Genomic DNA, 24373 nt, shown 5'->3' with positions numbered 1-24373 from the left:
CGTGCCCGAGCTGCCCGACGTCGAGGCGTTCCGGGGGATTCTGGCCTCCTGTGCGCAGGGGAGGCTGATCCGGCGGACCGAGGTGTACGACGCGGGCGTCCTGCACGGGGTGAGTGCCCGGCGGCTGCGCCGCGAGCTGACCGGCCGCCGGTTCGCCGAGCCGGAGCGGCGCGGCAAGTGGCTGCTCGCGCACACCGACGGCCCCACCGTGCTGCTGCACTTCGGGATGACCGGCGAGCTGGTGTGCGCCGGCCCCGCCGACCCGCCGCACGCCCATGACCGGGTGGTGTTCACGGTGGGCAGCGAACGCCAGCTCCGCTACCGCGACCAGCGCAAACTCCAGGGCCTGTGGCTGGTCGACGAGGCCGGTCTCGACCGGATGCTGAGCGATCAGGGGCCGGATGCGGCGACGGTGACCCGCAAGACGTTGGAGGCGGTGCTCGCCGGGCGGCGCGGCAGCCTCAAGTCGGTCCTCATGGACCAGTCGGCACTGGCCGGACTCGGCAATCTGCTCGTCGACGAGATCCTGTGGCGCGCCCGGCTGCACCCCGCCCGCCGGGCCGGTGCGCTCTCCGCCGACGAGTGCGGCCGCCTGTACACGGAGCTGCGCCGCACCCTGCGGTCAGCGGTACGCGCCGGACGCGTACCGCCGCGCAGGTCCTGGCTCACCGGGCGCCGCGACGACCCCGGGGCGACCTGCCCGCGCTGCGGCGCGACCCTGTGCCGGAGACGCCTCGCGGGCCGCGGCACGGTGTGGTGCCCCCGCTGCCAGCCCGACCGAACCGCCAGGGGCGGTGCCTGAACCGCGCATGCTGCACGCTCCGTTGGCTGTATGCGCCGATGCCACACGTCCCGTTGGCCGTACCCGTGACCGGCCTCCCCCGTACCTGATTCCCCGCCGCCCCCGACAGGCCAACCGCCCGCCCACTACCCCCCGTTCAAGTACGCCAGCACCGCCAGCACCCGCCGGTGGCCGGTGTCGCCGGCCGGGAGGCCCAGCTTCGCGAAGACATTGCCGATGTGCTTGCTGACCGCCCGGTCCGACACCACCAGCAGCTGGGCGATCGTGGTGTTGTCCCGGCCCTCCGCCATCAGCTGAAGTACCTCACGCTCGCGCGGCGTCAGGGTGTCGAGCGGATCGTCGCGGCGCCGGGTCATCAGCTCCGTGACCACCTCCGGGTCCAGCGCGGTGCCGCCCGCCGCGACGCGTTCCAGTGCGTCCAGGAACTCGTCGACCCGGCCCACCCGGTCCTTCAGCAGATAGCCCACGCCGCTCGCGCCGCCGCCCAGCAGCTCCGCGGCATAGGTCTCCTCCACGTACTGCGACAGCACCAGCACCGGCAGACCGGGTATCTCCCGCCGGGCCGCCAGCGCCGCCCGCAGCCCCTCGTCGCGGAAGCCGGGAGGCATCCGGACGTCCAACACGGCGGCGTCCGGGCGGTGTTCGAGGAGTGCGGGCAGCACCTCGGGCCCGCTGGCAGCGACCGCGGCCACCTCGTGCCCGGCGGAGGTCAGCAACAGGACCAGCCCCTCCCTGAGCAAGGCATTGTCCTCGGCGATCACCACGCGCACGGCAGCTCCACATCGATCACGGTCGGGCCCCCGGCGGGGCTGGTCACTTCCACGGTCCCGTCGAGCGCCGCGACCCGGCGCCGGATGCCGAGCAGCCCACTGCCGCCCGACGCCCCCGCGGAGCCGGTCTCCGCGCCGCCGCGCCCCTCGTCACGTACCGACAGGGTCAACCGGCCGGGCCCGCGGACGAGTTCCACCCGGGCCCGGTCAGCACCGCTGTGCTTGGCGGCATTGGTCAGCGCCTCCGCGACGACGAAGTACGCGGCCGCCTCGACCGCCGCCGGCGCGCGCGGGCCCTCCGCCAGCCCGTCCTCGCCCACCGCCACCTCCAGGCCGCTGCTCGCCGCGAGCGCCCGCACCGCCCCCACCAGGCCCCGGTCGGTGAGGATCGGCGGATGGATGCCGCGGACGACGTGACGCAGCTCGGTGAGGGCCTCCTCGGCCTGGTTCTGTGCGTCGTCGAGGAGCTTGCGGGCCGCCTCGGGGTCCTTGTCGTAGGCCCGCCGGGCCAGCCCCACCCGCATCGACAGCGCCACCAGCCGGGCCTGGGTGCCGTCGTGCAGATCCCGTTCGATCCGCCGCAGTTCGGCGCCGTGCGCGGCGACGGCACCGGCCCGGGTGACGGTCAGTTCCTCGACCCGCTCGGCGAGCCGGGCCCGGTTCCCGCTGTCCGGCGACGGCCGCAGCAGCGCACGCGACCAGGCCGCGTCGAGGTCGGCGAGGCGTCCGATCAGCGGCAGTACGACGGCCCGTTGCCGCAGCAGCCCGCACCACACCCCGTCGGCCAGCAGCCCGACGGCCCACAGCGGCAGCGCGAGATACGCCAGGAGCCAGCCGTAGCCGAAGTGGGCGGCGAGCCAGCGCAGATCCCGGTACGTGCCCGGATCGGCGAGCGCGGTACGCACCCGCTCGGAGAGCCCCCCGGTCAGCGGCAGATACGCCTCGGGCACCGCCGTACCCGTCCAGGCCGCCACCCGCCGCCGCTTGAACCCGGCCATCCTGCGCAGCAGCAGGACCGTCTCGGGCAGCACACCCGCGCCGATCACGATGACCGTCGCCACGGCGGTGAACAGCAGCACCCCGAGGAAGAGATACGACAGCAGCGCCAGCCCGCCCGCCGTCATCAGCTGGGCCGTGGCCCGCCCCGCCCGCCGCACCGTCTCCCCCATGGGCTCAGGCTAAGCGACCGGTCGCCGCGGCGCGGGCGTGCGCTCCCCGGCCGGGGGTGTAGTGCGCTCCACCCCGTATTCGGGAGGACGCTCCCTCGAACCGCCGGTCCGGAGCGGGCAGTCTCGACCACAGAGACCCGGCGCACCGGCACGGTGCTGCGCCTTAACCCTTACGTCTTAACCCTTACGCCTGGCCCTTACGCCTGTCCCTTACGTCTGACCCTTCGGAAGGAACTCCCATGAAAGCCCTGCTCTGGTTCGTGCTCGTGGTCGCCGTCGCCTTCAATGTCGCCACCAGCTTCGCCTTCGACGGGGTGCAGCAGGTGCTGATCAGTGTCGGCAGCGGCGTCGTGGTGATCGGCTCGGCGGTGGGGCTGTTCCTGATGCGCACCAAGCGGTCCTGAGGCGGGCCGGGCGGTCCTAACGCGGGCCGGGCGGTCCTGAGGCGGGCCGGGCCCGGGTCAGGTGCCGATCAGCCGGAGCGAGAGCCACAGCGCCACCGTCGCCAGGGCCAGCGCGGCGGGCACCGTCAGCAGGCCGAGCGCGGTGAACTCCCGTAGGTCGACGTCGTGTTCGTGGTGGTGGACGATGCGCCGCCACAGCAGTGTGGCCAGCGATCCGGCGTAGGTGAGGTTGGGGCCGATGTTCACCCCGAGGAGCACCGCGAGCACGGCACCGGGGCCGCTCGGTGCGGCCAGCGGCACCAGCACCAGCACGGCCGGCAAGTTGTTGATGACGTTGGCGAGTACGGCGGCCAGCGCGGCGCTGCCGAGCAGGGCGGGGAGGGCGGTGCCGTCGGGCAGCAGGTGGCCGAGCGCGTCGGCGAGCCCGTTGTCGACGACGGCGCGGACGACGATGCCCAGGGCCAGGACGAAGGCGAGGAACGGCAGTCCGGCGGCCCGGACCACGGCGGCCGGGGTGGTGTGGCGCCGGGCGAGCGCGCGGACCGCCATGACGAGCGCACCGGCCGCCGCGGCCCAGGCCGGGTTGATGCCCAGGGCGGAGGTCAGCACGAAGCCGGCGAGCGTGCCGGCCACCGTGAGCAGCGCGAACAGCGGGAGTTCGGGCGGCTCGGCGGGGTGCGGGCCGGGCGCCACGTCCCGCAGCGCGGGGGCGAAGAAGCGGCGGAAGACCAGGTATTCGCCCCCACGCCTTAAGGGCGCGGGAGGTGCCCCCATCGATGGCGACCAGCCACGGCAGGGCCATCAGCGCGCCGAACCGGGTGAAGCTCAGCCCGCTGGCGGTGAAGGCCAGCAGATTCGTCAGGTTGGAGACGGGCAGCAGCGTCGAGGCCGTATTGGACAGATGGCTGCAGGCGTAGACGTGCGGGGTGGGGCGGGCTCCCATGTGGGCGGCGGTGGCGAAGACCACGGGGGTCAGCAGGACCACGGTGGCGTCCAGGCTCAGTACGGCCGTGATGGCCGAGGCGAGGGCGAAGACCGCGCCCAGGAGGCGGCCGGGCCGGCCTGCCGACCAGCGCGCCATCCAGGTGCCGCAGGCGTGGAAGAGTCCCTCGTCGTCGCAGAGTTTGGCGAGGACCAGCACCGCGGCGAGGAAGCCGATCGCCGGGCCCAGCGGCTCCGCCTCGCGTCGCGGACATGGGCGGGCGTGATCGCCCCGGCCGCGATCACCACGGCCGCGGCCGGTACCGCGAAGACCGCCTCCGGCAGCCGGAACGGCCGGACGACGGCACACCAGCACGACGAGCAGCATGGCCAGGGACAGGGATTCGGCAACCACCATGCGCTGAATGATCCCTTCCGCGCGGCGGTCTCCCGTGCTCGCCTGGTACTCCCTAGTGCTCGCCCCGCCAGACGCTCAGTGCGACAGGAACTGCTGGCACTGGTACGGCCCGGCGCGCTCCTTGCCCGCCACGATGGTCACCTGGACCTTGTCCGGACGGGTGCCGTGGAGGAGGACCTCGGCACGGGCGAAGGTGCACACCAGCTGGCCGGTGCTCTGGTCCTGGGGGGAGTCGGCGGAGTAGCCGGGAGTGTTGATGGTGACACTGCCATGGCGGGAGGTGACGCTCAGCCACTTGTCGGGGGTGACGAGACTGGCCAGCCCGTCGCCCCGCTCTTCCGGGGTCGGCCCGTCGAGCAACAGCCGGTAGGCGACGTTGAAGTCCTCGACCTTTCTGCCGGGCCGGGGCACCCCCCGCAGCCCGCTGTCGGAGGCGAAGTAGATCCGCATGTTGTTCGAGATCCCGGAGGGCGCGGTGCCGCCGGACGTGACTCCGGTGGGACGGATGCCACAGCCCGTGGTGACGAGGGCGAGCACACAGCAGGTGAGGGCGGTGCGGGGGCGCGTCATGAGGCGGATTCCGTACGGAGGGGGAGGCGAAGGGTGAAGACGGCGCCGACGTCCGGCGCCGGGGGCGCGAGCTCGATGGTGCCGCCGTGCAGACGGGCGTTCTCCAGGGCGATGGCCATGCCGAGGCCGCTGCCTTCCGAGCGGCTGCGGGCGCTGTCCGCCTTGTAGAAACGGTCGAAGACATGGCGGGCGACCTCGGGGGCCAGCCCCGGGCCGTGGTCGGCGACCGAGACGGTCAGCCAGTCGTCCGCCGCCCGTACGGTGACCGTCACCGGCGGCGCACCGTGGCGGAGGGCGTTGCCGACGAGATTGGCGACGATCACGTCGAGCCGGCGGCGGTCGAGCCGGGCCCGTATGCCCGGGGGGAGATCGGCTTCGACCCGGTCGGTCCAGCCGCGGGCCGCGAGCGTGCCGCGTACCGCCTCGGCCATGTCCACCGAGTGCACCGTGAGCGCCACGGCGCGGGCGTCGAAGCGGGATATCTCGATGAGGTCGTCGACGAGCCGGGTCAGCTTGGCCGTTTCGGCGCTGACCGTGCGGGCCGCGTGTGCGGTGTCGGGGGTGAGCTGGTCGGCGTCCTCCTCCAGGACGCTGGAGACGATGGTCATGGCGGCGAGCGGGGTGCGCAGCTCATGGGAGACATCGGCGACGAAACGGCGGGCCAGGGCTTCCTGTTCGCGCAGCTCGCCGACGCTGTGCTCCAGCGCACCGGCCGTCTCGTTGAAAGTGTGGGCGAGTTCCGCGAGTTCGTCGCGGCCCTTCTCCTCGACCCGGATGCTCAGCTCGCCGGTGGCCAGCCTGCGGGTGGCCCGCGCCAGCTTGCGGACCGGCCGCAGCACCGTACGCGCCGCGAGCAGCGCCAGGACGGCGGCCAGCAGCACCACGGGCAGCAGGCCGCTCTGCACACTGCGCACCAGATCGGCGGTGTCGCGCTCCTCGTCCGCCAGGGAGACCACCGCGAATATCTCGACCCCGGACGGCTGCCCGGAGCCGCCGGCACGGCCCGCGGAGTCCAGGAGGACCGGGGCGCCGAGGGCCAGCCAGGGCTTCCCGCCGTGCTCCACCCGCTGGAGCGAGACCTGGGTGCGGGTGCGCACCGTCGCGCGCAGGTCGGCGGTGATCCGGCTGCGGTCCGCGGAGGGGTCGGAGGAGGCGGTGTAGTCGCGGTACTGGGCGACGACCAGCGCGCCGCGCAGACCGGACGAGACATCGGTGGCGAACCGGCCCATGGAGCGGGGATCGGTCGGGACATCAAGCTCCGCCGCGAGGTTGTTGACGCGGTTGCGGAAGTCCTCGACGGCGGCGTTCTGCGCCCGCTTGAGCACCGCGTCACGTGATTCCCGGTAGGCCAGTGCCGTGGCCGTGACGGCGCTGATCAGGGCGACCACGACGACGGTGATGATCAGGCGGCCGCGGAGCCCGTCGAGGCGCGGGAGCCGCAGACGGGCCCGCAGCGGGGTGCGCCGGGCGGCCGCCGGAGCGGACGGCGCCGCGGCCTCTTCCGTGGCCTCTTCCGTGCTCTCCTCCGTGGTGCTCATGGCGCGCTCACAGCGGCCCGAAGCGATAGCCGAAGCCGCGCACCGTCTGGATGTAGCGCGGCTTGGCGGGGAGGTCCTCCAGCTTGGCGCGCAGCCTTCCGACCGCCGCGTCCACCAGCCGGGAGTCGCCCAGGAAGTCGTGCTCCCAGACGAGTTCGAGCAGCTGCTCCCGGCTGAAGACCCGGCCGGGGGCGGCCGACAGCTCCAGCAGCAGCCGCAGCTCGGTGGGCGGGAGGGGAATGCGGGTGCCGCGCTTGGTGACGGTCAGGCCGGCCCGGTCGATGACGAGTCCGGCGAAGTCGTCGCTGTCCTGACGGGTGGCCGGGCCGGACCGTCGCAGTGCCGCCCGGATACGGGCCTCCAGCACCCGGCCGGTGATCGGCTTGATCACGTAGTCGTCGGCGCCCGCTTCCAGCCCGCTGACCACGTCCAGATCGTCGCCGCGGGAGGTGAGCATGATGATCGGCAGCTGGCCCCGGCCGCGGATCCGGCGGCAGACCTCGAAGCCGTCGATACCGGGCAGCATCAGGTCGACCACCGCGATCTCGATGCCGCCGGCGCGCGGGCGGGACAGCAGCTCCAGGCCCGCCTCGCCGCTGGCGACGGCGTCGACCTCATGGCCGTGCCGGCGCAGCACCAGCTCCATTCCGTCCCGGACGGACGTGTCGTCCTCGATCAACAGCACATGCGGCATGCCGACGATTATGGGCGAGGGTTTGTGCAGCTCAGGAGTTATCCACAGGCTGAAGATGCGGTCCGGCGGCATTGTTACGTTCTCATCATGCGGCCATGGAGCGGCCACCAATTCGGCCCCCGACATTGTCCGCATGACGCAGAAGACACGCTCCCGCTCCCGTGCCGCACGCCTCGCGCTGCTGATCGCCGTACCCGCCCTCGCCCTGACCACGGCCTGCGGCGGCGCCGCCGAGTCGTCCGACGGAGGGGTCGCCTCCGTCAGCAACGCGCCCTCCACCGACCAGACCAAGGACGGCGCCGACGCGTCCAAGGATGGTGCGCCCAAGGGCAAGAGCGCGTTCTACGACGCACAGATGAAGTTCGTCCAGTGCATGCGCAAGAAGATCAACAAGGACTACCCCGACCCCAAGCTGAGCGGCCATCTCGACTGGACGAAGATCGACGCGCTCCAGGAGGCGATGGGCAACGACCGCATCGCCAAGGGCGGCCGGGACGGCGAGTGTACGACCGAGATGCGGAAGGCCATGAGCCTGGAGCCGCCCCGCGACACGCAGAAGGACTACGAGTCGATGCTCGCGCACGCCAAGTGCATGCGCGCCAACGGCGTCTCGAAGTTCACCAACCCGAAGCTGCAGGACGGCAACGTCATCCCCGGCGGTGACCCGAACCCCACCTCGCCCGAGGTCTCGTCGGACTCGTCCACCTACAAGCAGGCCCGCCAGGCCTGCAAGGGCAAGCTCCTCGACGGCCTGGACGGCCTGCAGTGAGCCCCGCACCGAAGCGCCGCCGGGGGCTGGTCGCCCTGGCGGCGGCGGTGACCGCGACCGCGGCGACCGCCGGGGTCATGACCCTCACCGGCAGCGGCAAGGACGCCTCGGCCGACGGCCGGGGGCCGAAGGGGCCGCCCACCACGACCGAGATCACCCGCACCGATCTGGTCCAGAGCAAGACCGTCGACGGGAAGCTGGACTACGCGCAGCGCCGGGTGGTGAAGTCCCCTGTGGAGGGCACGGTCACCAAGGCCGCCACATCGGGGAGGACCGTGTCGCTCGGCCAGCGCCTGTACGAGCGCGACGCCCGCCCGGTGACCCTCCTCTACGGCTCGACACCGATGTTCCGCACGATGAAGGCCGGCGCCCGCGGCCCGGACGTCCTCCAGCTGGAGCGCAACCTCCGCGACCTGGGCTTCGGGGCGGGACTGTATGTGGACGTCCGCTTCGACGAGGCGACCAAGGCCGCCGTCAAGCAGTGGCAGAAGTCCCTCGACGTGACCGCCAGCGGCGAGGTCGGCCAGGGGGACGTCGTCTTCCAGCGCGGCCCCGTGCGGGTGGTGTCCGCCGACGCCGCGCTCGCCGACAGCATCGGCCCGGACAGCAAGGTCCTGACGGTCGCATCCACCAAGCCGGTCGTACGGGCCGAGCTCGACGCGGCCGACGGGGCGCTGGCCGCCAAGGGCACCAAGGTGGAGATCGCCATGCCCGGCGGAGGCACCCAGCGCGGCAAGGTCAGCGGCGTGGTGGCCCCGGAGGACTCCGAGTCCGGCGAGGGCGGGGCCGCAGGCGCAGGTGGCTCGCCCGGGGACGCCATCAACGTGGAGATCACACTCGACGACGGCACCAAGGTCCGCGAGAAGGACCGGCAGGGCACCCTCCACGTGAAGTTCGTCAGCGAAAGCCGCAAGGACGTGCTGACGGTTCCGGTGGAGGCGATCGTCGCGCTGCGCGAGGGCGGCTACGGGCTGGAGCTGGTCCAGGGCTCCAAGACCCGCATGGTGGCGGTCGAGACGGGTCTGACGGCCGACGGCCGGATCGAGGTCAGCGGCACCGGCCTGGCCGAGGGCATGAAGGTCGGAGCGGCCGAGCAATGACCCCACCCGTGATCGAACTGCGGGCGGCCACCAAGTCGTACCCGGGCGGGGTGCACGCCCTGCGCGGCGTGAACCTCCGGGTGGAGCGCGGCGAACTGACCGCCATCGTCGGCCCGTCCGGCTCCGGCAAGTCCACCCTGCTCAACCTGCTCGGCACCCTCGACCGGGCCACCTCGGGCGAGGTCCGGGTGGCCGGGTACGACGTCAGCACGCTGTCCGACGCCCAGCTCTCCGTGCTGCGCGCCCGGCACATCGGCTTCGTCTTCCAGCACTTCCACCTCGCCCCCGGCCGCAGCGCCCAGGACAATGTCGCCGACGGTCTGCTGTACGGCGGGACGGGCCTGCGGGAGCGCCGTGCCCGCGCCCGTACGGCCCTGGAAGAGGTGGGGCTCGGGCACCGTATCGGCCACCTCGCCCACCAGCTCTCGGGCGGCGAGAAGCAGCGGGTCGCCATTGCCCGCGCGCTGGTCGGCGACCCCGATCTGCTGCTCGCGGACGAACCGACCGGTGCGCTGGACACCGCCAGCGGCGAGCTGGTCATGAACCTCATCCGCGAGCTGCACGCGGCCGGGACGACCGTCTGTGTCATCACCCACGACAACGAGATCGCCGACTCGCTGCCCCGCCGGATCCGCTTCCGCGACGGCGAGATCGTCGACGACTCCGGTGCCGCTCCCGCCGCACCCGGCTCCTTCGCTGAGCCCACCGAGGAGGTGACCCGATGAGCGGCCCCGCACTCCGGGCGGCCCGGCTCTCCCCGGCCGATGTGCTGCGGGTCGGCGCCGAGGGCCTGCGCAGCCGCCGCACCCGCGTCGTGCTGTCCGCCCTCGGCATCGCGATCGGCATCGCGACGATGGTCGCGGTCATCGGGCTGTCCACCTCCAGCCGCGCCGACCTCATGAACCGGCTGGACCGCCTCGGCACCAATCTGCTCACCGCCGAGGCGGGCCAAGACGCCATGGGCAAGGACGCCAAACTCCCCAAGAACGCGGTGGCGATGGTCGAGCGGATCGGCCCGGTCCAGCACGCCACCTCCGTCGGCGCGGTCGACGCCCGGGTGCGGCGCAGCGATGCCGTACCGGAGGAGATGCCGGCGGGTGTCACGGTGCAGGCCGCCGGCACCGATCTGCTCGACACCCTCAACGCCCATATAGATCAGGGCAGTTGGCTGAACCGCGCCAGTGAACGACTGCCCACCGTCGTGCTGGGCTCGGTGGCCGCCGACCGCCTCGGGATCACCGCGCCCGGCGCCAAGATCCTGCTGGACGACCGCTGGTACGTCGTCACCGGAATCCTGGCGCCCATCGAGCTGGTGCCGACCCTGGACCGTACGGCGCTGGTCGGATACCCGTCCGCCGAGCGCTACTTGGGCTTCGGCGGCCATCCGAGCGTCATCTTCGAGCGTTCGCCGGACGCCTCGGTGGAGGCGGTCCAGGGGGTCCTGGCCCGTACGGTCAACCCGGGCGACGAAACCTCGGTGAAGGTCTCCCGCCCCTCCGACGCCCTCGCGGCCAAGGCCGCCACCGACAAGGGGCTGACCAGCCTGATGCTGGGCCTGGGCGCGGTGGCGCTGCTCGTCGGCGGTGTGGGCGTGGCCAACACCATGGTGATCTCGGTGCTGGAGCGCCGCCAGGAGATCGGGCTGCGCCGCGCCCTGGGGGCGACGAGAGGCTCGATCCGGATTCAATTCCTCACCGAGTCACTGCTGTTGTCGGCACTCGGCGGGCTGGCGGGCGCGGCCCTGGGCGCCGCCGCCACCATCGGCTTCGCCCGTGCCCAGGGGTGGACCGCCGTCGTACCGCCCTGGGCCCTGGCGGGCGGACTGGGCGCCACTCTGGTGATCGGGGTCGTCGCCGGTCTGTACCCGGCCGTACGGGCTTCCCGGCTGCATCCGACGGTGGCGCTCAGCGCGACCTGACCGGGGGCGGCGGTGCCGGAGTGCGGCGCTCGGGCCGGCTGGGGCGGACTCCACTGCGGGGGCGCCCGGCCGGCCCGTCGCGCTCCCCTCCACGGTATCCGGAGAGTGACGATTCGGCACCCTTTGCCATATTTAGGAAGAATCTTGGCTTATATCTGAATTTTCACGCATTTCGCCTTGTTGGAGGCAGGTGAGCGTCGTAGCTTGGGAGTTGTCGTACTGGTAACGGTTCGACAAAAAGGAACAAACTCCTAGGAGGCGAGAATGAGCTTCCGGAATGTCTTCCCCAGAAGGCGCAGGCACGACGACGATTACGACCACGACCACGACGGCCGCCGCAGGCGCCGCAGGAGGCGTGGACGCAGGTATCTGCGCAGGCGCCGTCGTTTCCACTGACTCAAAAACCTGAGTCCGAGGCAGGCTCGCGTACCGCGCGGGTCCGCCTCGTTGGTGTGAGGGGCCCCCTTCGGTCCCGGCCAACCGTCCGAGCAGCGACGATATGACGTAGCGACCATGCACCTTCGCAGCTCACGCCGGCGCCCGCAGCGCCGTGAAACGTCGCCTCAACAAGGCACGGAGCCACCGCCTGTTGGACACGGTTCGTCCGTGTCGAAGCAGGACGACGACGCGTCCGCCCTCCCTGGGGTGGGACCACGGGCAGCGGCGCAGCCGACCCTGGAGACCGGTGCGGACCGGGTTCTCGGGAGCGGCCTGGTGGCGGATGCCCCGATCCGCACCAGGCGGGTGGGGTTCAAGGAGTCGGTGCGGCGCTTCTGGCCGCTGACCCGGGGCGACCGGCGCTGGATCCTCCTCGTCTGCCTCAGCGCCATCCTGGCCGCCTTCGCGGAGACCGTGGCCATCCTGGTCTTCGCCGAACTCACCGACAACGCCCTGCAGAAGGGCTCGGTCAGCGCCTTCTGGGCACCGGCCGGTCTGTGGCTGGGCGTGGCCGTCGCCGGCGGGATCGTGGGATATCTGGGCAACTCGCTCGCCGCATGGACGGCCGAGCGCTTCGTGATGCGGCTACGGGCCCGCGTCTTCGCCCACCTCCAGAAGCTGCCGCCCCACTTCTTCCAGCGCAATCGCCGCGGTGACCTGGTGGAGCGGATGACCGGCGACGTGGACGCCATCGAAGCGCTCGTGGTCAGCGGCCTGGTCCAGGCGGCCACGGCCGTCTTCGGCGTCATCTTCTACGCCGGTGCCGCGTTCTGGCTGCGCTGGGACATGGCCCTGGTCACCTTCGCCCTGGCCCCGCTCTTCTGGATCGCCACCAAACGTTTCACCGGCCGGGTCAAGGAGGTCTCCCGCCGGGAGCGCGCGGCCGACGGCGCCATCACCTCGGTCGTCGAGGAAGGCCTGGTCAACGTCGTCCTGACGCAGGCCTACAACCGGCAGCGCGACGAGCAGGAGCGGCTCGGCCGCGAGGCCCGCAGGTGGCTGCGGGCGTCGGTGACCAGCGCCCGCCTCAACGAGCTGTACGAGCAGATCGTCGAGGTCCTCGAAACGCTCTGCGTCCTGGCGATCATCGGCCTGGGGGCGTGGGAGATCTCCACGGGGCGGATGACGCTCGGGGAGCTGCTGGCCTTCGCCGCCTTCGTCGGCTACCTCTACCCGCCGATCCGCGACCTCGGCCAGCTCGGGCTGACGGTCACCGAAGCGACCGCCGGATCCGAGCGGCTGCTGGAGATCCTCGACGCCCGGCCCGCCGTCACCGACCCGGACCCCGCCGTCGTCGTCCCGGCGCCGAGCCGCGCGGTCGGCGCGGTGGAAGCGTGCCGGGTGCACTTCCGCTACCCCGGCGGCAAGAACGAGGTCCTCCAGGACTTCTCGTTCGGCGCCGTACCCGGGGAACTGGTGGTCATCACCGGCCCCAGCGGCGCGGGCAAGTCGACGCTCGCCGCCCTGCTGCTGCGGTTCTACGACCCGGACACCGGCAGCATCCGGCTCGACGGCATCCCCGTGAACCGGATGCCGCTCGACCGGCTTCGCCGCAACATCACGCTGCTGCCCCAGGAGACCCTCGTCCTGCACGACACCGTGGAGGAGAACATCGCCTGCGGGCGCGACCAGGTGACCCATGGCGATGTCGTCCGCGCCGCCCGGGCGGCCGACGCCGAGGTGTTCATCGCCGCCCTCCCCGACGGCTATGACACCGTCATCGCGCCCGGCACCTCGCGGCTGTCCGGCGGCCAACTGCAGCGCGTCGCGATCGCGCGGGCCATGCTGCGCGACGCCCCCGTGCTCATCCTCGACGAGCCCACCACCGGCCTGGACACCTTGGCCACCCAGCGCATCCTCGCGCCACTACGGCGCCTCGCCGAGGGCCGCACCACCATCGTGATCACCCACGATCTGGACCTCGCCATGGACGCCGACCGCATCCTGGTCCTGGACGAGGGACGTCTGGTGGAGTCGGGCACCCACACCCAACTCCTCGCCGGCAGCGGCCTCTACTCCACGCTGTTCCACACCCACCCCCCGCCCCGCAACGGCTCTCCGCACCCCCTCGCGCACCCCTCAAGCAGTCACTGGCGGTAACCGGAAGTGGGTGCCGCGCCCGCGGATGACACACGGCGTCCGCCCGCGCGCACACCACGCTCCCCGCGCCCGGCGACCACACTCCCCGCTCCCGGCAACCGCGCTCCCCGAACCCGGGTGACGGGCTCCCCCAGGCCTCCCCAGGCCGATGACCGGCCATCCACCCCGTCACCGTCCGCACGGCCCGACGAGGGAACTCGCGCGCCAAGCCGGAACCTGACCGCGGTCCGCGCGTTGACTCTCCGTATACGAGGCGACGCGGCGCGCCCCAGAAGCGCGAGGTCCGCGTCCCGGGACCAAGATGGCTCGGTGAACCAGGAGCGCGCGTGAGCAAGCCAGCCGTAGTGGGGAGTGACAGCGTCGGCGGTGGCCGTCACCTGCGCCGGGTGGTCGGGTTCTGGGGGCTGATGTTCATCTGCCTGGGATCGATCATCGGCTCCGGCTGGCTGCTGGGCGCGCTCACCACCGCCGTCGTCGCCGGCCCGGCCTCGCTGATCTCCTGGGCGCTCGCCTCGGTGATGCTCGCCGTCCTCGCGCTGGCCCACGCGGAGCTGGGTGCCACCTACCCGATCGCGGGCGGCACCGCCCGCTTCCCGTTCTTCGCCTTCGGCCCGCTGGCAGGCTTCTCCGCGGGCTGGATGTCCTGGCTGCGGTCGGTCCTGATCGCGCCCATCCAGGTCGAGGCCACGCTCTCGTACATGGACCGCATCGGCTGGATCCATGACCGGGCGGACCTGCTGCGTGCGAACGGCACCCTCACCGCCGCGGGCCTGCTGATCGGGAGCGGCCTCATGCTGATCTTCACGATCATCAACATCCTCGGGGTCCAGCTGCTGGCCGGGATCAACTCGGTCACCGCCGTGGTGAAGACCGTCGTCCCCCTGCTGACCGTCGCGGTCCTGATGACGCTGGCCTTCCATCCCTCGAACTTCACCGCGGGCGGCGGCTTCGCCCCGCACGGGGCACACGGTGTCTTCGCGGCACTGCCCGCCGGAGTGGTGTTCGCGCTGCTGGGCTTCGAGCAGGCCATCCAGCTGGCCGGTGAGGCACGCGATCCACAGCGCGACATCTCCCGGGCGGTGATCGTCGCCATGGCGATCGCCACCACGCTCTACCTCCTGCTCCAGGTCGCCTTCATCGCCGCCCTGGATCCCGCTGCCCTGACCCGCGGCTGGGACAACCCCGTGGGGGCGGGCAACTTCGGCCCCTACGCCACTCTGGCGGCCGCCGCCGGGGCCGCATGGCTGGCGACCATCCTCTACGTCGACGCCGTCATCTCCCCGGCGGGCACCGGCCTGGTCTACATGGCGGGTGCCGCGCGGCTCTCCTACGCCATGGGACGCGAGCGGGTCCTGCCCCGGCCCCTCGCCCGGATCGGCCGCAGCCGGGTGCCCGTCGTGTCGACCTTCCTCGCCTTCGTGGTCGGCGAGCTGGCCTTCCTGCCGTTCCCCAGCTGGCAGGCCCTGGTGGGTCTGGTCACCTCGGCAGCCGCCATCATGTACGCGTTCGCGCCGGTGTCCCTGCACGCCCTGCGCGTACGGGACGGCGACCGGAACCGCCCCTACCGGATGCCGTCCGGAATGGTGCTGGCCCCGCTGGGCTTCGTCTTCGCCAACTTGATCTTCTACTGGTCCGGGTACGAGGCGGACTGGAAGCTCGGCATCGCCGCCCTGATCGGCTTCGTCTTCCTCGCGCTCACCCGCCGCGGCATCCCGTCGGGCGAACGCAGCGGACTGCGCGGCAAATCCGCCGCCTGGGTGTGGCCCTGGCTGGGCGGCATGATCCTCATCGCCTACTTCGGCCGCTACGGCGGCACCGGGGCGCTCCCCGAATGGTGGGACCTGGTGATCGTGATCGTCTTCAGCCTGGCCGTGCACTACACCGCGGTGCGGCTCGCCGTCCCCGCGGAGTCGGTGGACGCGGCCGTACGGCACGAGGAGGAGGGCGAATCCGTGCCCCCACCGCCCGCCGCCTCCGCACGATGACGGCCCAGGGGGCGGGGGATGCCCCCTACTGGCCGGCGGCGGCCGCGGCCGCCGCGCGCAGCGCCTCGGCAGTGAACTCGTCGAGGGGATAAAACAGTTCGATCGCCAGCTCCGAGAGCGTCACATCGGCCGGGGCACCGAACGTGGCCATGGTGCTGAACAGCGACAGCTCGCCGCCCGGGACACGCATTCTGAGCGGCACCTGAATCGGCCCCGGCCGCGCCGCCGCGGCATCGGCCCGGACCGTCTCCTGCTCCGCGGGGGCCGGGTAGCGGCACACCTCCTCGTACAGCGCCCGCAGTTGCGCGTCCCCGGTCGCCTGCACCTGGCGCAGCAGCCGCTCCAGGAGCAGGGCGCGGACCTCACCGGCATTGGCCAGCCGGGTGGCGAGCCCCTCGGGATGCAGGGTCAGCCGGAACACATTCGGCCGCGGCACCAGCACCTCGGGCGGAATGCCCGTCATGAGAACGGACATCGCCCCGTTGCCGGTCACCACGTTCCACCAGCGGTCGACCACGACGGCCGGGTACGGCTCGTGCGCCGTCAGCATCATGTCGAGCGCGGCCCGGATCTGTGCCATCCCCGCGTCATCGAGGTCGCTCTCCCGGTACGCCGGCGCGTAATCGGCGGCCAGCAACAAGGTGTTGCGCTCGCGCAGGGGGACCTCCAGGGCGTCGGCCAGCCGCAGCACCATCGTCCGGCTCGGACGCGACCGGCCCGTCTCCACACAGGACAGATGGCGGGTGGAAGTGTCCGCCAGCAGCGCGAGATCGAGCTGGCTCAGCCTGCGCCGCCGACGCCACTCCCGTAACAGGACTCCCACCCGCGGCGACTGATCCACATCCATCTCCGGCATCTCCGGAGAATAACCACCCGGAGATCACCCCGGCCATGACCTCCCAGGTCATTGAGACCAGAACCCACGCGATGCCACGGTCTACCCCCGGCCGGAACCACTGGGCCCGGCCCCACCCCAAGGAGACCCCATGGCCACTCCGACCACCCCTGCCTCGAAGACCCCTGCCCCGACCACTCCTGGCCCGGCCACCGCCGCCCCACACCCCGCCGCCCCGCCCCCCACAGCCGGCCGCGGGGCACAGGACCTGCTGCGCACCGTCCTGCGCATCGACAGCTGGGGCACCGCCGCCTTCGGTGTCGTCCTGCTGGCCGGCGGCAGCGCGCTCAGCGGCCCGCTCGGCCTGCCGACCACCTGGTCCGTCCCCTTCGGCATCGCCATGCTCGGCGGCGCCGCAGCCCTCGCCCTCATCGCCGGCTATCCCCGCATCCCCGCCCGCCTCACCCTGACCGTCATCGCCGCCAACACCCTCTCCTGCCTCACCCTCCTCCTGCTCCCCTTCACCAACGCCCTGCCCCTGACCACCCCGGGAACCGCCTTCCTCCTCATCGGCGCCGTGGTGGTCGCCGTATTCGCCGCACTGGAATACCGGGGGTATTGCCGTGGGGGGAGGGCGGGGTAGGGGCCTGGTTCTCGTCACGTCCTGGCAAGGTGGGCGTCCGCGTTACGCCTCGGCCTTTCCACTCGCCATGGAGAAGGCTGAGGCGGCACATGGGACAGCTCCGGATATCAGGACCAGAAGAGACATCTGGAGCGCAACAGAGCTGCTATTTCCAGAAGGTGAGGGCTGTGCCCGACCGGCCGGCTCCCAAGAGCCGATCCCGCGGAGCCGGCTGCCTCCTGCATGCGGCCGCCTGGAACCTGTGCCCGATAGTGAGTTCATCCGTTCGATCAATACGGGGCGGCTCAGGAGCGTAACAAGCCATATGCCTCCCGCTCACTTGCCTTCTCGTGCCCCGACGGCAGCATGGGCAGGCCAGTTGAAAGGGCGCGATGCGCGCAGTGTGAAGCAGGCGGGGGTATGAATGAAGCATGCATGGCCGCACTCCACTTTCCTCGGGCGGCTGCGGAGCAGCACCTTGGAAGACCTCATGAGCCTGGGGACCCCGATGGTGTATCCCGCTCATCGGCAGCTGCTTCAGCAGGGTGACGAGAGCCGGCATGTCCTCTTGCTCACTCGCGGTGTGGCCAAGGTCGTCGCCAGCTCGGAGAGCGGCTACGAGATGCTGCTGGCCATACGCGTAGCGGGTGATCTGGTGGGGGAGATGGCGGCCTTCGAGGACCAGCCCCGTTCCGGCACCGTGATCGCCTGCAGCGAGGTGACCGCACGCATCATTCAGGTCAATGCGCTGGAGGGCTTCCTCGCCCGCCACCATGACGCGATGAGGGCCATGTTGGCCATGCTGTGCGCACGGCTGCGGTGGGCCAATCGGCGTCGTATCGATTTCCGTGCATATGACTCGCTCACGAGGCTCGCACGAGTGCTTGCAGAATTAAGTCAGGCGTATGGAGACCATGTGCCGGACGGCAGCGTAAGGCGGCAGGTACTCGACGTCACTCTCAATCAGGCGGAACTCGCCTCGCTCGCCGGGCTGGCCCTGCCGACGACGGAGAAGGCCCTTGCGTCGCTTTCCAGGCTCGGACTGGTGGAACGCAGTTATCGCAAGATAACCGTCTGTGACGTGCCGAAACTGCTTGTGTTCGCCAAAGTCTTTGCGGAAAACCCATATTGATACGGGATCAGCTCCCGAACGTCCTTCTAGCCTCTCGGGCAGCACTTCGCGGGGAAGTGCCGTCAGAGAGAGGAATGGCCGGGTGGCCGAGTGGTCCGGGTTCTACCCCTGCACATGCATTGCCGTTGACGCGCAGGCGTACGGAGGCAACAACGATCGAAGGCAGTCCGAAATCCAGCACGACCTGCCGCGGATTCTTTCCCGAGCGGCCAGGGGCACCGGACTGGACCGGTCGCAGTGGCACATCCAGCCCAAGGGGGACGAGGAACTGGCCGTTCACCCCATGGACGGCACGGAGCCACGGCTGGTCGATGACTTCGTGCGGCATCTTGTGGCCGAGCTGCGTGAGTACAACGGACTGCGGGTCCCCACCGCTCGGATGAGGCTCCGGGCCGCGATCCACCACGGACCGGTGGAGCTGGCCGACAACGGGTTCGCCGGATCGACGGTGGTGACCACCGCCCGGCTGCTCAGCTCCCGCCACCTCTATGCCGCCCTGCAGGCGAACGCCGACGCCGACCTCGCCCTGCTGCTGTCCGACGACGTCTACCGGTCCACGGTGGCCGGCGGCCACACCACCCTGTCCACCGCGGAATTCCGGTCCGTCGCCGTCCGGGAGAAGGAATACGAGGCCGCCGCCTGGCTCCAGGTCCCCGGCCACGCCGTGCGCAGCTCCGGTGCCGAGGGTCCCGCGCCGGCTCAACCGCATACGTCCGCCGTCGGAGGCTCATGCGACGACTCTGCGGTGCGCCACGACTACCGGGCTGAGCAGATCAGCGTCAACAACTTCACCGCACCGGTCGACCTCCGCGGAGGCGTCGTCGGTTTCGGGAGCGCCGGTGGCTGACGATGCCGAGGTCCCGGACCTCAGCGAAGCTCCTGTTCCCGGCCCTGAGGACGAGCTCGCCCAGGAGCAGCAGGAGGACTCCGCTCCGGCGGACCGGACGGACGCCGAGGGCGACCCACCGCCCCGCGCCGAGTGCGACGAACGCGAGGAGGACGGCAAGGGATACGACGACCTGCGGCGTGTCCTGGGCCAGCGGGTCTACAACAACTTCTACGGGACCGTGGACGCCTCCGGAGCGGCCTTCGGCTTCGGTGCGGCCGCCGCTCCTGGTCTGGCTCCGGGTTCCGTGGGGCCCGATGAGGTGGACCGGGCGCTGCGGTTCTACCTTCCGCCCCAGCCGTGCTTCCACGACGCGCTCAGCAAACTTCGTGCGGACCACCTCGTGGTCCTGGCCGGTCCGGACAGTACCGGCCGTGGAGCAGGGGCGTTCGCGCTGCTGCGGGAGGTGAGGGGCGCACGCACCGGGCTGCGGAGCCTTTCCCCTGCCAACTCGCTGGCCGAACTTGCCACATCGAGCGCCCTCAAGGCCGGCCAGGCCTATGTGATCCTCGACTACGTCGGTGAGATGAACGTCGACGCCGTGCAGGCTTTCGAGATCCACCGGCTGGGCGAGGAGCTGCGCCGCAAGGACTCGTATCTGGTGCTCACGGCGCCCGAGGCCACCCGGCGGCGACTGGCCCTGCAGGAACACTGTGCGCCGTGGCAGGCGCCGGACCCGCTGGAGTTGTTCCACCACGCCAGGCAACTGGAACCGTCGGTGGACATCCCCCCGGACGTCCTGGCCGAGCTGCTGGAGCGGGTGGCCGACCTGCGCCGCCCGGCAGACGTCGTCGCCGCGGTCATCGGACTCGCCGACAGCCTCGATGCTGCGCTGAAGACGCTGCGTGACAGCGATAAGGCGCTGGTCCGGAACTGGTTCCGAGAGGAACCGTCCGCCGGTGACCTGCTGCCGCTGGCAGCGCTCGCCTTCCTGGAAGGCATACCCGAGCGCAACTTCGAGAAGGCGTCCATCCTCCTCGGCATCCACGTGCGGGACTGGGAGCAGACCGGGGAGATACCTGCCGCCGAGCCGGACGCCACGTCGACGACGGCGCTGCGCGGAGTGACCTTCGAGCAGACCCGCGCCCGGTGGAAGGAGCGGGCCACCGGGCTCGTGCGCACGGAGCGGTGGCCCGGCCCGGGACAGGACCCCAGTCGAAGCGAACGGCGCCTCGTCTTCGCCTCCCCGCGGATCCGCGCCCTGGTCATCGGTGAACTGCACGACCTGTACGGATACGAACTCTGGTATCCGCTGCGGCAGTGGCTGAGCCAGCTGTCGAGGAGCGCGGACCTGGATGTCCGCACGGAGGTGGCCCGTGGAGTGGCGCTGTATGCTCGGCACGCGCTCGCCGAGGTGGACGAGAACCTCCTCCAGGTGTGGGCCGACGGTCTCGCCGCCCAGCGTGTGACCACCGCTCTCACCCTCCAGTTCATGTGCGACGACGAGGATCTGGCTCCCCAGGCCCTGAACCTGGCACTGAGCTGGGCGGACAACCGGGGACCGGCCCGTGCCGTCACGACAGCCATGGCGCTGACCGGAACCCTCGGCTCCCTCTACCGCCTCGAAGCTCTCAACTGGCTCTGGTTCCTGACGAACCGCGGTGAGCGCATGGCGTCCGCCGCACGCCGCTCACTGGTCCTGCTGCTGCAGACCGCCGAGCAGGAGCCCGAGCGTGCCTTGTTCACCCTTCGGTATGTGCGCACCCGGATCGCCGAGACCGCTCAGCGGTCCAAAGCCCGTTCCCTTGCGCTGCGGACGACCGTCCAACTGCTGGAGGCCGAACGGCTGGAGGGCCCCGGCACGCTCGCGGCGACACTGCTCCGGGGCACCCCGGGGAGCGCGCGCCATCTGGGCCTGCTGTGGGTGAGCGTGCTGCTCAGCGTCTGCCGTCGCGGGGCCGTCCGCGCCCTGTGCCAGACGCTGGCGGCGCTGCGTGACGACCCCTCGGCTGCCGATGCCGTACGGGCCCTCGGCAAGGCGATGCGCGACGGGATGACCCCCCGCCAGTGGCAAGCGTTGGGCAACGACCTGCCCAACGCCCTGAGGCATCCCGATTACGCGATCCCCGGCACCCGCCAGCTGGCGCAGGTGCTCCTCGGGTCGCTGAGGAGCTAGCCGACGGTCCGCCGGCCGTCCCTGCTCCCTCACTTTCCTTTCCGTTCAAGGAGGTTGAAGCAAGTGAACTACCCCGTAGTCGGCGAGCATGTGCTGGGCGCCGTCCAGGGCAACTGGTGGTCGCGGCGACGTCGCCGCGACGACGTCCCCTCGCTGCCGCCCGGCGCGACCTACGTCTTCAGGGTCGGCGGCAACTACCGCCAGTTCCCCGAGGGAATGGTGTTCGACCCGTCCCACGCCGATGTGCTCGACGCGTCGTCGGTCAGCCTGGTGGACACCAGGGCACGCATGGTCGAGGTCGAGCGAACCGTCCCGTCGGTGAGCGAGGCCGACCACTTCACGGTCCGGGCCTCCTTCGCCTGCCAGGTCACCGACCCCACGGTCGTCGCCCGGCAGGGCATCATCGACGTGACCGTCCCGCTGCGGGCCTATCTGGCGGGCGACAGCGAGCTGCCACGGGTGAGTGCCGGTCATCGCGTGGAAGAGGTCAATGCGGTGCGCCGCGAAGTGAGCCACCGCATGACCGCCTACAGCGCGATCGTGACGCCGCGCGTCGCGGGCATGAGCGTCGAGTTCGTCAGCGCCGAGGTGCACGCCTCGGACGATCTGCGGAACTGGGAACAGAAGCTTCGCGACGAGCGCCGTTCGCAGGAACTCCGCCGCGGTCAGCGTGACTTCGAGACACAGGACACCCAGCGGATCGCCGAGCTGCTTTCCCAGGGCTCCGACTACGCGGACGCCTTCGGGATCGCCAGGAATCGCATCGACGTGGCCCAGGCTGCGGCACGGATCCATCGGACCACGGACGAGGACTCGGCCCGCCGCAACCAGGCCGCCGAAGAGGACCGGGCACACGCCCGCGCGCGCGAGACCGCGGATGCGCAGATGCGGCGCGACATGGTGCTCACCCTGCTGCGGCAGATGGGCCAGACCGAGGACTACGTCGATTACCACCAAGTGCTCGAACAGGTACTGCGGGACAGCGGTGGACCGGCCGTCCCGGCGGTGGAGTCCGGCCCGGGGCGCCCCGGGCCCGACGCACCCAGGCGCCTGAACAGTGGCACCGACCGCCCGCACGACGGCTTCGTCAAGGATGAGGACGATCTTCTTGACTGACTCCCCGACCACCGACCGGGCCCTTTCCGAACGATTCGACCTTGCCCGGCGGCTGCGTGTCCTGACCGGCGTCGACGAGAGCCTCCTCGACAGGGTCGGGTACGAACGGAACCGGTACACGGCTCTCGGGGGTGTGGTGCTCGGCACCTCCGTCATCGCGGCGTTCTCCATGTGGAACTTCGCGACCGAGGCACTGGGCAGGGCGTCCTTCCTCGCCGTCATCCCGACGGTGATCTGGATGCTCTTCATCCTCAACCTGGACCGCTGGCTGGTCACCCCCCAGCCGAACGCGCGGCGCCGGGTCGGTCCGCTGCTGCTGCGGCTGATGATCGCCTTGGTGCTCGGTGCCGTGGTCGCCGAGCCGCTGGTGCTGCGCATCTTCGCGACGGCCGTGGAGGAGCGCATCGCGGACGAGCGGAACGGGGATCTCGACCGGCTGCGCGGGAACCTGCTGCGCTGCAACCCCGTGCCGTCCGCGACCGATGCCGCGTCGCCCGCGGGCTGCGGCCGTTATGTGCTGTCTTTCGGCGCCACGCCCGGTGGGCAGTCCGATGAACTCTCGTCACTGCGCTCGGAGTCCGCCGTGCTCCAGAAGCGGGTGGACCGGGACAGCGACAAGCTGGAGGGCCTCCGTACGGAGGTGCGCAACGAGTGCCGGCAACTGATCCGTAACGCCTCCACGGGGTGGCTCCAGCGCACGTCCGAATGCCTGCGGTTGCGCGAGAGGGAGAAGGACTACCGGGCCACGCACCGCACCGACGAGAACGAGCGACGGCTGGCCGTCATGCACGGTCGCATCGCCAAGATGGAAGGCAAGCTGACGGCTTCCCGCGGCACCTTCCTCCAGGCTCGTGCGGAAGGGATCGAGCGGCGCCTCGCCAAAGAGCGGGCGAAGCAGAAGGAGATCGGCGTCCTGGAGCGGATGGGGGCGCTGGACGGGCTCGCGAGCGGGAACACGGTGCTTTTCGCCGGCATATGGCTGGTCCGGGCGCTGTTCGTGCTCCTCGACGCGCTTCCGGTGCTGGTGAAGTTCCTGAGCGGGGAGAGTGCCTACGACCGGATGCTCACCAGCGAGAGCAACAGTGCCGTCAAGATCCACGGTGAGCAGGTGCGGCTCACCGAACGCCGGGCCATGGCGGACATCGAAATCGCCCAGGAAGCCATCGAGCAGGAGGTCCGACGGAGCCGGGCCGAGTCCGAGGCCGCCCACCGCGAGCTCGTGGCGGCGGTGAACATCCGGCTCCGGAAGGCGGTGAACGGACTGGAGGAGGAGCTCCGACGCACCTCGGAAGTCTGAAGACGATCCGAGCACGGACGGAGCGAAGTACGGCCGCCCCGGCTTGCCCCGGGGCGGCCACTGGGCGTCCACGGAGGGAGAGGGCATGTTCACCCGCAGAGGAGACGCAACAGCCGGTCACGGCGGAGAACTCATCCGCACCCTGATATCCGAGACCCGGGAGGAGCTGCAAAAGGCGGACAGCAAGGCGGGAACGATGCTGACCGCCCTGGGGGTGGCGCTGACCGCACTGCTCGGCGCGATCAGCGCCGGCGGCATCGCACCACAGCGCTACGGCCTGGTGCCGCAGGTGCTCTTCTGGACGGGCTGTGCGGCGTGGGTACCCGCTCTCGTCATGCTCGGACTGGCCGTGGCGCCACGTACTGGAAAGCCACAGCGGCTGCGCGCGCACTACTTCGGGGATGCGACCGTGACGGCCTCCGTCCGGCTGCTGGCAGCCGTCGTACAACGGACCGATCCGGACGACCGTGACCTGAGCCAGTTCGTGACGCTGTCCCGGACCGTGTGGGTCAAGTACCGCTGCATACGTCACGGCATGGCCTGGGGCGCCGTATTCGTAGTGCTCACGTCGTTGGGACTGCTGACGGGGGCCTCGGTCTGAGAGCCGGCGGAACGCGAACAGGGCCCGGACCGTCGAGCGGTCCGGGCCCTGTTCCGAAGGAACCACGACATGCGCGCCCGTGGCCCCAATCCCCGGACCGAGAGACCATGGAAGGGAAGGGCACGGGAAGGAATGAGAGGGAGGGCAGGGAACCCCGAGGTCACCCGCGGGC

21 protein-coding genes and 1 pseudogene are annotated in these 24373 nt (G+C 71.1%); 15 read left to right on the top strand and 7 right to left on the bottom strand.

Translation table 11 applies throughout. The features are described 5' to 3' along the window. The first annotated feature begins 1 nt into the window (after position 1). Positions 2-802, top strand: coding sequence for an Fpg/Nei family DNA glycosylase (locus tag STRNI_RS20160; RefSeq protein ID WP_159487150.1), 801 nt, complete (start codon positions 2-4; stop codon positions 800-802). 125 nt (positions 803-927) lie between these two features. Here the strand turns inward: STRNI_RS20160 and STRNI_RS20155 are convergent, their stop codons facing one another. Further along, positions 928-1572, bottom strand: coding sequence for a LuxR C-terminal-related transcriptional regulator (locus STRNI_RS20155; RefSeq protein ID WP_127152215.1), 645 nt, complete (start codon positions 1570-1572; stop codon positions 928-930). Further along, positions 1560-2741, bottom strand: a complete 1182-nt coding sequence (locus STRNI_RS20150) for a sensor histidine kinase (protein WP_274737288.1) — start codon at positions 2739-2741, stop codon at positions 1560-1562. The genes STRNI_RS20155 and STRNI_RS20150 overlap by 13 nt, the downstream gene beginning before the upstream one ends. Positions 2742-2980: 239 nt before the next feature. Between STRNI_RS20150 and STRNI_RS20145 the strand changes: the two genes are divergently transcribed. Beyond that, a complete protein-coding gene (locus tag STRNI_RS20145) occupies positions 2981-3145 on the top strand; it encodes a hypothetical protein (RefSeq protein WP_018089907.1) in 165 nt (54 codons plus the stop codon). Between the two features lie 57 nt (positions 3146-3202). Here STRNI_RS20145 and STRNI_RS20140 read toward each other — a convergent pair. The 4 genes and pseudogenes from STRNI_RS20140 to STRNI_RS20125 all read right to left on the bottom strand — a co-directional run bounded on the left by STRNI_RS20140 (position 3203) and on the right by STRNI_RS20125 (position 7286). Continuing rightward, positions 3203-4484: pseudogene (locus STRNI_RS20140) on the bottom strand (SLC13 family permease). 75 nt (positions 4485-4559) lie between these two features. After that, positions 4560-5054, bottom strand: a complete 495-nt coding sequence (locus STRNI_RS20135; protein ID WP_159487144.1) for a GerMN domain-containing protein — start codon at positions 5052-5054, stop codon at positions 4560-4562. Beyond that, positions 5051-6592, bottom strand: a complete 1542-nt coding sequence (locus STRNI_RS20130; RefSeq protein ID WP_277411735.1) for an ATP-binding protein — start codon at positions 6590-6592, stop codon at positions 5051-5053. The genes STRNI_RS20135 and STRNI_RS20130 overlap by 4 nt, the downstream gene beginning before the upstream one ends. Positions 6593-6599: 7 nt before the next feature. After that, the gene (locus STRNI_RS20125; protein WP_026169681.1) at positions 6600-7286 is read right to left on the bottom strand and encodes a response regulator transcription factor; all 687 of its coding nucleotides are present in this window, start codon (positions 7284-7286) and stop codon (positions 6600-6602) included. Positions 7287-7419: 133 nt separating this feature from the next. Between STRNI_RS20125 and STRNI_RS20120 the strand changes: the two genes are divergently transcribed. The 6 genes from STRNI_RS20120 to STRNI_RS20095 all read left to right on the top strand — a co-directional run bounded on the left by STRNI_RS20120 (position 7420) and on the right by STRNI_RS20095 (position 15596). Beyond that, entirely contained in the window at positions 7420-8055 is a 636-nt protein-coding gene (locus STRNI_RS20120) for a hypothetical protein (protein WP_018089912.1), read from the top strand. Then, positions 8052-9155: a peptidoglycan-binding protein gene (locus STRNI_RS20115; protein WP_277411734.1), complete on the top strand. Its 1104-nt coding sequence runs from the start codon at positions 8052-8054 to the stop codon at positions 9153-9155. The genes STRNI_RS20120 and STRNI_RS20115 overlap by 4 nt, the downstream gene beginning before the upstream one ends. Then, complete coding sequence (locus tag STRNI_RS20110; protein ID WP_274737294.1) at positions 9152-9880, top strand: ABC transporter ATP-binding protein; 729 nt, start codon at positions 9152-9154, stop codon at positions 9878-9880. The genes STRNI_RS20115 and STRNI_RS20110 overlap by 4 nt, the downstream gene beginning before the upstream one ends. Further along, complete coding sequence (locus tag STRNI_RS20105; RefSeq protein ID WP_018089915.1) at positions 9877-11073, top strand: ABC transporter permease; 1197 nt, start codon at positions 9877-9879, stop codon at positions 11071-11073. Before STRNI_RS20110 ends, STRNI_RS20105 begins: the two co-directional genes overlap by 4 nt. 606 nt (positions 11074-11679) lie before the next feature. Continuing rightward, positions 11680-13611, top strand: a complete 1932-nt coding sequence (locus tag STRNI_RS20100; protein WP_018089916.1) for an ABC transporter ATP-binding protein — start codon at positions 11680-11682, stop codon at positions 13609-13611. A 326-nt stretch (positions 13612-13937) separates the two neighbouring features. After that, complete coding sequence (locus STRNI_RS20095) at positions 13938-15596, top strand: APC family permease (RefSeq protein WP_277411733.1); 1659 nt, start codon at positions 13938-13940, stop codon at positions 15594-15596. A 25-nt stretch (positions 15597-15621) separates the two neighbouring features. On the opposite strand, the gene STRNI_RS20090 is transcribed toward STRNI_RS20095, so the two are convergent. After that, the gene (locus tag STRNI_RS20090; RefSeq protein WP_266440835.1) at positions 15622-16452 is read right to left on the bottom strand and encodes a helix-turn-helix domain-containing protein; all 831 of its coding nucleotides are present in this window, start codon (positions 16450-16452) and stop codon (positions 15622-15624) included. Positions 16453-16582: 130 nt separating this feature from the next. Here STRNI_RS20090 and STRNI_RS20085 point away from each other — a divergent pair, with 130 nt between their 5' ends. The 7 genes from STRNI_RS20085 (at position 16583) to STRNI_RS20055 (ending at position 24201) form a co-directional block, all read left to right on the top strand. Beyond that, a complete protein-coding gene (locus tag STRNI_RS20085; RefSeq protein ID WP_266440832.1) occupies positions 16583-17074 on the top strand; it encodes a hypothetical protein in 492 nt (163 codons plus the stop codon). 457 nt (positions 17075-17531) lie between these two features. After that, positions 17532-18185 carry a Crp/Fnr family transcriptional regulator gene (locus tag STRNI_RS20080; protein WP_229838091.1) on the top strand — a complete coding sequence of 218 codons (654 nt, stop codon included), beginning with the start codon at positions 17532-17534 and terminating at the stop codon, positions 18183-18185. A gap of 82 nt (positions 18186-18267) precedes the next feature. Beyond that, positions 18268-19032 carry a nucleotidyl cyclase domain-containing protein gene (locus STRNI_RS20075; RefSeq protein ID WP_159487134.1) on the top strand — a complete coding sequence of 255 codons (765 nt, stop codon included), beginning with the start codon at positions 18268-18270 and terminating at the stop codon, positions 19030-19032. Next, positions 19025-21187: a hypothetical protein gene (locus STRNI_RS20070; protein WP_159487132.1), complete on the top strand. Its 2163-nt coding sequence runs from the start codon at positions 19025-19027 to the stop codon at positions 21185-21187. Before STRNI_RS20075 ends, STRNI_RS20070 begins: the two co-directional genes overlap by 8 nt. A 63-nt stretch (positions 21188-21250) precedes the next feature. Next, positions 21251-22303, top strand: coding sequence for a hypothetical protein (locus tag STRNI_RS20065; protein ID WP_159487130.1), 1053 nt, complete (start codon positions 21251-21253; stop codon positions 22301-22303). Then, positions 22296-23600 (top strand): DUF4407 domain-containing protein, encoded by a 1305-nt coding sequence (locus tag STRNI_RS20060; protein ID WP_159487128.1) that lies wholly within the window; start codon positions 22296-22298, stop codon positions 23598-23600. Before STRNI_RS20065 ends, STRNI_RS20060 begins: the two co-directional genes overlap by 8 nt. Before the next feature lie 85 nt (positions 23601-23685). Next, positions 23686-24201 carry a Pycsar system effector family protein gene (locus STRNI_RS20055; protein ID WP_159487127.1) on the top strand — a complete coding sequence of 172 codons (516 nt, stop codon included), beginning with the start codon at positions 23686-23688 and terminating at the stop codon, positions 24199-24201. Positions 24202-24373 lie beyond the last annotated feature (172 nt).

The sequence above is a fragment of the Streptomyces nigrescens genome, assembly GCF_027626975.1.
Taxonomy (GTDB): domain Bacteria; phylum Actinomycetota; class Actinomycetes; order Streptomycetales; family Streptomycetaceae; genus Streptomyces; species Streptomyces nigrescens.
This window is presented reverse-complemented; position numbering and strand designations above follow the sequence as displayed.